This is a genomic window from Ideonella sp. B508-1 (genome assembly GCF_000333615.1).
Taxonomy (GTDB): domain Bacteria; phylum Pseudomonadota; class Gammaproteobacteria; order Burkholderiales; family Burkholderiaceae_C; genus Ideonella.
The window spans coordinates 1-3,352 of sequence record NZ_BADL01000065.1 but is presented as its reverse complement, the minus strand read 5'-3'; the positions used below and the strand labels follow the sequence as shown (position 1 = coordinate 3,352).

Here is a 3,352-nt window from a genome sequence, read left to right as displayed (position 1 = left end):
TGCGGGTCGGTGTCATGTTCGGCTCCTCACTTCTGCGTCGACAGCCAGGAGGCCAGGGGCCTGCAGCTGGGCGTCGGTGTAGCCCCAAGCGTGCTTGGCCATGATGCTGTTGCCTTCCTTGCCCGCCTGGAATTCCTTGAGTTCCTCGTAAAGCTCCGAGGCGGATTGCCCGGCCAGGCGCTCGAAGCCCGGGCCTCGGCCATTGGTGCCGTGGCACTGGAAGCAGTTGGAGGCCAGCAGCCGGCCGGGCGGCATGGTGGTGGCCGCCTGACTGGCTGGTGCGAGGGCCGCCAGAAGGCCGGCCAGGAGGAGGGGGGCGGGCCGGAGGTGCGCGCGTGCGGATGCGTGGAGCATGGGCTCTCCTATGAATGTGCGGAATGCACATTAATAGGATAACCCGTAGGGGTACCCGAAAAAAAGGGGATCCCCGGTGGGGATCCCCTGAAAACGGGACAGGCGAGGGACAGGCCTGGGCCTGCCGCCGGTCCTCAGAAGAAGACCACGCCGCCCACGGACAGGGTGCGCACCTTGGATTGGGTGACGTCGTTGTCCTGCTTCTCGTGGTTGAACTCGCCCACCAGCGTGATGTACTTGTTCAGCGTGTGGTACACGCCCAGCGTGAAGGACTTGCGCACGTTCTTCGGGCCACCGAAGACGGCCGAGGTGGCGCCGTTCTCGTCGGTGTTCTGGCCGTAGTTGACGCCCAGCTTGGTGTCGCCCAGCTTGTAGGTCACCTGGGCCAGGTAGCCCTTGGAGTCGGTGCGGTTGCCCGCGCCGTCGCTGCCACCCAGGAACTGGGCGCCGATGGTCGACAGGCCCAGGCCCTTGGCCTTGAAGCCGTAGAGCAGGCCCTCAAAGCCGTTCATGCCGGCCTTCACGCCCAGCTCGTAGCCTTGGGCGGTGAAGGGCTCGCTGCTGCAGCTGCCACTGCCACCGGAGCAACTGGTGCTCTGGTGCACCGCACCCACCCAGACCTTGCCCGGAGCCGCACCGGCCCAGCTGTAGCCGGCGCTGGCCTGCAGGGCCGGCGTCTTGGTTTCGTCGCCGGCGTACTTGCTGGGCTGGAAGATGCCGACCGAAGCCTGCAGGCCATCGACCTTGGGCGTGTCGTAGCTGATCTGCGGCTGGAAGCCGGTGTACATGTAGCCGTGGCCGATCATGCCGAAGGTGGTGTTGAAGGGCATGGCGGCGTTGGTGGTGCCGCCCACGCCCAGCAGCGTCATGTCGGAGAGGATCACGTCCTGGCCGAACAGCCCGATGTCACGGCCGAACTTCAGGTGGCCCCAGCCGTCGTTGCCGAAGCGGAAGTAGATGTTGCGGGTGTCGATCTGCGAGTAGGCGCCGGGCGTGTTGCCGGCGGCCCCGTCGGGCAGGCCCACCACGGTGGAGTTGTTGACGATGCCGGGCGCGAAGCCGAAGTGCACCTTGATGTCCTGGTCGGCCGCCTTGGTGGTGGCCACGAAGTTCAGCCAGCCCGGCAGCAGGCCGTTGGACACCATGCTGTTGGTGGCCTTGGCTTCGGCGCCGGTGGCCTTGGTGGTGACGGTGTCCTCGCGGTTCATGTAGAAGCCGTTGACGGTGCCGTTGATGTCCAGCGTGACATCGCCTTGGGTGAAACCGACGGCTTGCGCTTGCAGGGCGGCGCCAGCCAGAACGGTGAGGGTGGCCGCACGGGCCAGGGCGGTGATTTGCATGGTCTTGTCTCCGTTGGTATGGGTTGGGCTGTGCCAGCACGCAGGCTGGCGCAGCCCCCCTGGCGCCAGTTCCATGCCATCCCGGCCCGGGTCGGAGAGGGGGCGATTTCGGGGGTTAACCCCTTGCGTTGCAGGTTTTGCGTCGCAGGGCGGGACAAACCGGCCTGTTACAAACGAGGGGTCTGTGTGTCAGGAATACCTTGTCCATCCGGACCCTCCCGCGGGTGACGCGCCATTTCGCGACGTCACGGGGGCGGGCGGGACAGGGCACAGGCTTCCCGGGTGGGGAGGCTCGGTGTAAATCCTGATGACCTTCGCGTTGCGCCCGGTGCGGGAACTCTCATGGCCGATCCGCTTCCCACTGTTTGCCGCCCGGGTGTCAGCGCTGCCGGTGTCCCGTCCTTTTCCCACTGACTTGCGATTGCTCCGCCCATGCACCCACACATGCCCCTCATCGTCACCCTGGCCGCAGCGCTGGGGCTGGCCCTGCTGCTGGGCTTTGTCGCCCTTCGCCTGCGTTTGCCGGCCCTGGTGGGTTACCTGGTCGCCGGCGTGGCCCTGGGGCCGCACACCCCCGGCTACGTGGCCGACATGGGCCTGGCCTCCCAACTGGCCGAGATCGGCGTGATGCTGCTGATGTTCGGCGTGGGCCTGCACTTCTCGGTGGCCGATCTGATGGCGGTGCGCCGGGTGGCGGTGCCCGGCGCGGTGGTGCAGATGGCGGTGGCCACGGCCATGGGGGCTGGGCTGGCGGTGTTCTGGGGCTGGTCTTTGGCCGGGGCCATGGTCTTCGGTCTGGCGCTGTCGGTGGCCAGCACGGTCGTGCTGCTGCGGGCCCTGGAGGCGCGCGGCACGCTGGAGTCGCACGAAGGGCGCATCGCCGTGGGCTGGCTGGTGGTGGAGGACCTGGCCATGGTGCTGGTGCTGGTGCTGTTGCCGGCCCTGGTCGGGCTGGCAGGCACCTCCGGCGCTTCCGCCGAGGACGCCGCGGCCCCGTCGCTGGGCTGGGCGGTGCTGCGCACGCTGCTGGCGGTGGGGGCCTTCGTGGCGCTGATGCTGCTGGTGGGGCGCAAGCTGCTGCCGCGCCTGCTGTGGCTGATCTCCCGCACCGGCTCGCGGGAGCTGTTCACGCTGGCGGTCATCGCGGTGGCCCTGGGCATTGCCTACGGTGCTTCGGCCTTCTTCGGAGTCTCGGTGGCCCTGGGCGCCTTCTTTGCCGGGCTGGTGTTGCGCGAGTCCGAGTTCAGCCACCGCGCGGCCGAGGAGTCCCTGCCGTTCCGGGACGCCTTCGCGGTGCTCTTCTTCGTCTCGGTCGGCATGCTGTTCGATCCCAGGGTGCTGCTGGAGCGGCCGCTGCAGGTGCTGGCGGTCACGGCCATCATCATGCTGGGCAAGTCGCTGGCGGCCATGGGGCTGGTGCTGCTGCTGCGCTACCCGCTGCAGGCCTCGCTGTCGGTGGCGGCCAGCCTGGCCCAGATCGGCGAGTTCTCCTTCATCCTGGTGGGCCTGGGCGCCAGCCTGCATGTGCTGCCGCCCGAGGCCGAGAGCCTGGTGGTGGCGGGGGCGCTGTTCTCGATCGCGCTCAACCCCTTGCTGTTCTCCCTGGTGGAACCCTTGCGGCGCGCGGTGCTGGCCCGGTCCCGCTGGGCCCGCACCCT

3 protein-coding genes are annotated in these 3,352 nt (G+C 68.4%); 1 reads left to right on the top strand and 2 read right to left on the bottom strand.

The annotated features are described in order from the left end of the window. Positions 1–12: 12 nt before the first annotated feature. Both I73_RS25630 and I73_RS02950 read right to left on the bottom strand, forming a co-directional pair. Positions 13–354, bottom strand: coding sequence for a c-type cytochrome (locus I73_RS25630; RefSeq protein ID WP_022979255.1), 342 nt, complete (start codon positions 352–354; stop codon positions 13–15). Positions 355–488: 134 nt separating this feature from the next. Beyond that, on the bottom strand, positions 489–1,694 hold the full coding sequence (locus I73_RS02950) for a porin (RefSeq protein WP_022979254.1): 1,206 nt from the start codon (positions 1,692–1,694) through the stop codon (positions 489–491). A gap of 444 nt (positions 1,695–2,138) precedes the next feature. Between I73_RS02950 and I73_RS02945 the strand changes: the two genes are divergently transcribed. Continuing rightward, positions 2,139–3,352 (top strand): cation:proton antiporter (locus tag I73_RS02945; RefSeq protein WP_022979253.1); only part of this gene is annotated, 1,214 nt, incomplete at its 3' end.